The organism is Streptomyces alfalfae (genome assembly GCF_004127445.1).
In the GTDB taxonomy this organism is placed as follows: domain Bacteria; phylum Actinomycetota; class Actinomycetes; order Streptomycetales; family Streptomycetaceae; genus Streptomyces; species Streptomyces alfalfae.
Genome location: NZ_QEXM01000054.1, coordinates 1 through 1,859, shown reverse-complemented (window position 1 = coordinate 1,859; position 1,859 = coordinate 1). Strand labels below are relative to the sequence as shown.

The window sequence follows — 1,859 nt, the reverse complement described above, 5'->3', positions numbered from 1 at the left end:
GTTTCAGAACCAACACAGTGGACGCGAGCAACTGAGGACAAGCCCTCGGCCTATTAGTACCAGTCACCTCCACCCGTTACCGGGCTTCCAGATCTGGCCTATCAACCCAGTCGTCTACTGGGAGCCTTAACCCCTCAAAGGGGGTGGGAATACTCATCTCGAAGCAGGCTTCCCGCTTAGATGCTTTCAGCGGTTATCCTTTCCGAACGTAGCCAACCAGCCATGCCCTTGGCAGGACAACTGGCACACCAGAGGTTCGTCCGTCCCGGTCCTCTCGTACTAGGGACAGCCCTTCTCAATATTCCTACGCGCACAGAGGATAGGGACCGAACTGTCTCACGACGTTCTAAACCCAGCTCGCGTACCGCTTTAATGGGCGAACAGCCCAACCCTTGGGACCGACTCCAGCCCCAGGATGCGACGAGCCGACATCGAGGTGCCAAACCATCCCGTCGATATGGACTCTTGGGGAAGATCAGCCTGTTATCCCCGGGGTACCTTTTATCCGTTGAGCGACGGCGCTTCCACAAGCCACCGCCGGATCACTAGTCCCGACTTTCGTCCCTGCTCGACCCGTCGGTCTCACAGTCAAGCTCCCTTGTGCACTTACACTCAACACCTGATTACCAACCAGGCTGAGGGAACCTTTGGGCGCCTCCGTTACTCTTTGGGAGGCAACCGCCCCAGTTAAACTACCCATCAGACACTGTCCCTGATCCGGATCACGGACCGAGGTTAGACATCCAGCACGACCAGAGTGGTATTTCAACGACGACTCCACGAACACTGGCGTGCCCGCTTCACAGTCTCCCACCTATCCTACACAAGCCGAACCGAACACCAATATCAAACTGTAGTAAAGGTCCCGGGGTCTTTCCGTCCTTCTGCGCGAAACGAGCATCTTTACTCGTAGTGCAATTTCACCGGGCCTATGGTTGAGACAGTCGAGAAGTCGTTACGCCATTCGTGCAGGTCGGAACTTACCCGACAAGGAATTTCGCTACCTTAGGATGGTTATAGTTACCACCGCCGTTTACTGGCGCTTAAGTTCTCAGCTTCGCACGCCCGAAAGCGCACTAACCGGTCCCCTTAACGTTCCAGCACCGGGCAGGCGTCAGTCCGTATACATCGCCTTACGGCTTCGCACGGACCTGTGTTTTTAGTAAACAGTCGCTTCTCGCTGGTCTCTGCGGCCACCCCCAGCTCAGAGTGCAAGACTCATCACCAGTGATGGCCCCCCTTCTCCCGAAGTTACGGGGGCATTTTGCCGAGTTCCTTAACCATAGTTCACCCGAACGCCTCGGTATTCTCTACCTGACCACCTGAGTCGGTTTAGGGTACGGGCCGCCATGAAACTCGCTAGAGGCTTTTCTCGACAGCATAGGATCATCCACTTCACCACAATCGGCTCGGCATCAGGTCTCACCCACATGTCATCCGGATTTGCCTAGATGACGGGCTACACCCTTACCCCGGGACAACCACCGCCCGGGCTGGACTACCTTCCTGCGTCACCCCATCACTCACCTACTACAAGTCTGGTCCGTCGGCTCCACCACTTCCCTCAACTCCGAAGAGATCGGGACGGCTTCACGGACTTAGCATCGCCTGATTCGATGTTTGACGCTTCACAGCGGGTACCGGAATATCAACCGGTTATCCATCGACTACGCCTGTCGGCCTCGCCTTAGGTCCCGACTTACCCTGGGCAGATCAGCTTGACCCAGGAACCCTTAGTCAATCGGCGCACACGTTTCTCACGTATGTATCGCTACTCATGCCTGCATTCTCACTCGTGAACCGTCCACCACTGCCTTCCGGCGCAGCTTCACCCGGCACACGACGCTCCCCTACCCATC

The 1,859-nt window shown here is 56.5% G+C and carries 1 rRNA gene; it reads right to left on the bottom strand.

Going from position 1 to position 1,859, the window contains the following annotated elements:
* Positions 1–33: 33 nt before the first annotated feature.
* A 23S ribosomal RNA gene (locus DCW30_RS34170) occupies positions 34–1,859 on the bottom strand; the annotation flags it as partial.